Origin of the sequence: Methylobacterium sp. (assembly GCF_019750675.1) — a bacterium.
GTDB lineage: Bacteria > Pseudomonadota > Alphaproteobacteria > Rhizobiales > Beijerinckiaceae > Methylobacterium.
On the sequence record NZ_JAIEOF010000422.1, the window covers coordinates 1 to 2,229 of the forward strand.

Consider the following 2,229-nt stretch of genomic DNA (forward strand, 5'->3'; position numbering starts at 1 on the left):
GGTTGGTCCGCATCACCTTCGGCGAAGATCACCACGTCGCCGGGGCCGACATCGCGGGTGGCGTAGAAGTCCCAGCGCCGATGGATCACCCGGGGGCCGCCGAAGATCCGATAGGCGTTCCAGTAGCGGTCGTCCCGGAAGCCCACGTAATGGACGCAGCGCGTGGAATCGTCGGACGGGTCAGCCATCGCGGCGCCTCTGCGGTCGGCGAGGTCGCACCGGCTTGCGGGTGTGGCCTGCTGCGCCATCTGGCGGGACCGCGACACGTCCCCGCTTCCCGCCGGGGCGCACCCGCCCGCAGGCTGCATGGCAACGTTCTTCACGGCCGACACGCATTTCGGTGATGCTCCCCTCGTGCAACGGCGCCGGACGGCCTTCGGCTCCGTCAACGCGCACGACGCAGCCCTGATCGCACGGTGGAACGCGGTCGTCGGGCCGGACGATTCCGTCTGGCACCTCGGCGATTTCGCCGCCGGGGCCAGCCGCGCCCATTGCGCGGCGGTGTTTGCCCGGCTCAACGGCGTCAAGCACCTGGTGCGCGGCAACCACGACACCAACCGGGTGCTGGATCTACCCTGGGCCGAGCCGCCGGTGGAGAGCGCGCGGATCACGGTGCAGGACGGGCAGGGACGGGCATGGCGCCTGTTCCTGTCGCATTACCCCCATCGGTCCTGGCCGGGGTTCTGGCGGGAGACGCGCCACCTCTACGGGCACACGCACGCCTGCCTGCCCGATACCAGCCGCGCTTGCGACGTCGGTGCGGATGCCTGGGACTACCGTCCGGTCGAACTGGCGACGCTCATCGCCCGGCAGGATGGGGCCGACCGCGCGCCGGAGGAAATGGCGGCGCGGGGGCTACGCTGACCGCCCGGCCCTGTTCGGCCGGCGGCGTCTGCGCGCCCCTTCGCGTCAGAGCAGGCGCGGCCGTGGCGCGGGCGCTTGGGGATCCTTCTCCCATCCGCGTCGGCCCTCGGCGAGGCCGAACTGCAGGAAATGGATCAGCGGGTTGGCGCCGTTCGCCCGGACGTCGGCATGGGCCGCAAGGTAGCCATCCGTGCTGAAACCGGCGCTCGGATCGCGCCCTTCCTTCCAACCGATCGTCAGGTAGTGATCGAGCGGGGTTCCGCCGTATTGCTCGACGTCCCTGTACCAATAAAGATAATAAACAGGATCGAAGCCCGCCATCGCGGAAGGTTTTCCGGGCTGTCCGGTTCGACGTTTCAGGCGGAGGGACTTCATAGCGAAAATCTATAAGGCGCCCCGACGACGAGGGGCAAGGTGCAAGCCGGTCACACCGGGCGAGTTTCGCCTCGCGGCGCGACGATCCCGAAATCAGCCTTCGGCAGCTGACACCGTCCTGGGGCCGGGGCCCGCAACTCCGCCGATCGGGGGGGAGCTGCCAACCGGTATCGATTCGGGTTCGGGATCGTCGAGCCCGAGGCGAGCCGAGATCTCGGTGGGTGGGCGAAGCGGGCGCGTAAGCTCAACGCACCGGTCGCACCCTCTCGATCGAGATCAGGATCACCTGAGGCTACGAATTTTGCGAAAAAGCGCGCCCCTCGGCGAGGCCATAGTTGAGGAAGTGTACGAGCGGGCAGATATCCGCCTCCCTGACATCGGTGTTGATAGCCAGGTATGCATTGCCATCGAATCCTTTGCTCGGATTGATGCCTGCCTTCCAGCCGACGTTCAAGTAATGGTCGAGCGCGGACCCCTCGTGATCTGCCGCGTCGGGGCAATGAGACCGATAATAATCTTCGTCGAAGCCCGGCATTTGCACGATCAAGGAATTGGTTTCGTCACTCATCGAAGGCTCGCGTTCAGTGGGCGTAGGGTCGAGACGATCGGCTTGTCTGTCTAGAGGAATGATTTTGGAAGAGGAAGTACATTTGTGACTCTTTTAATCCAGCGGCACCCTCCGCTTTGTCCATGTCCGTTGTGGGATGTTCCCTCGAGTGGGAAGGCGGCCGGCGGAAATCGTCCGGGTTCCGCTGGGTCGGCCTGAAGGATGACGCCGGGCATCGGGCCGGCCGCATCGATGGTCGAGGTCCCGATCGCGCCGGATCGGCGGGCTCGAACGCTCCGCGCGGGGCATGTCGATCGTAAAGAGAATTATTCGCCTTTTTGGGTTGTCTCGTTCCAGCGAGGCAGGCCCATGCACGCGCTTTGCACGCGGTCGCCGACCCGATTTGGCCGATCGAGCCGGAGATCGGCGCGCGACCGGGATGT

4 protein-coding genes are annotated in these 2,229 nt (G+C 66.0%); 1 reads left to right on the forward strand and 3 read right to left on the reverse strand.

The annotated features are described in order from the left end of the window. A partial coding sequence (locus K2X24_RS22280; protein ID WP_292501217.1) for a hypothetical protein occupies positions 1-188 on the reverse strand: 188 nt, incomplete at its 3' end. Positions 189-306: 118 nt separating this feature from the next. Here K2X24_RS22280 and K2X24_RS22285 point away from each other — a divergent pair. Further along, the gene (locus K2X24_RS22285) at positions 307-864 is read left to right on the forward strand and encodes a metallophosphoesterase (RefSeq protein ID WP_292501219.1); all 558 of its coding nucleotides are present in this window, start codon (positions 307-309) and stop codon (positions 862-864) included. 45 nt (positions 865-909) lie between these two features. On the opposite strand, the gene K2X24_RS22290 is transcribed toward K2X24_RS22285, so the two are convergent. Both K2X24_RS22290 and K2X24_RS22295 read right to left on the reverse strand, forming a co-directional pair. Further along, positions 910-1,185 (reverse strand): hypothetical protein, encoded by a 276-nt coding sequence (locus K2X24_RS22290; RefSeq protein ID WP_366934548.1) that lies wholly within the window; start codon positions 1,183-1,185, stop codon positions 910-912. Positions 1,186-1,531: 346 nt separating this feature from the next. Beyond that, positions 1,532-1,807 (reverse strand): hypothetical protein, encoded by a 276-nt coding sequence (locus tag K2X24_RS22295; RefSeq protein WP_292501224.1) that lies wholly within the window; start codon positions 1,805-1,807, stop codon positions 1,532-1,534. Positions 1,808-2,229: the final 422 nt, after the last annotated feature.

Coding starts and splice junctions, on each gene's coding strand:
- K2X24_RS22295 (WP_292501224.1), bottom strand. CDS start 1,807: ATGAGTGACGAAACCAATTCCTTGATCGTGCAAATGCCGGGCTTCGAC.
- K2X24_RS22290 (WP_366934548.1), bottom strand. CDS start 1,185: ATGGCGGGCTTCGATCCTGTTTATTATCTTTATTGGTACAGGGACGTC.
- K2X24_RS22285 (WP_292501219.1), top strand. CDS start 307: ATGGCAACGTTCTTCACGGCCGACACGCATTTCGGTGATGCTCCCCTC.